The 215-nt window shown below is 37.2% G+C and carries 1 rRNA gene; it reads right to left on the bottom strand.

Annotation, left to right across the window (positions count from 1 at the left end):
• Positions 1–68: ribosomal RNA gene (locus tag ABWU86_RS03810) — 16S ribosomal RNA — on the bottom strand; the annotation flags it as partial.
• Positions 69–215 lie beyond the last annotated feature (147 nt).

The following is a 215-nucleotide window of genomic DNA, read 5'->3' as shown; positions in this document are numbered from 1 at the left end:
CGTTCGACTTGCATGTATTAGGCACGCCGCCAGCGTTCGTCCTGAGCCAGGATCAAACTCTCATCTTAAGATGAAAAGCTTAACTTAGCTCTTCTGAATAAATTGTTATTTTATAAGCGAATTGACTTCGCAATGTTTAATTCTTACAAACTTCGTTGTAAGATTCCTTACACATCATCGATTATCAATCTTGTTCAGTTTTCAAAGATCTACCA

Source organism: Apilactobacillus pseudapinorum, assembly GCF_040369555.1.
Classification (GTDB): Bacteria; Bacillota; Bacilli; order Lactobacillales; family Lactobacillaceae; genus Apilactobacillus.
This window is presented reverse-complemented; position numbering and strand designations above follow the sequence as displayed.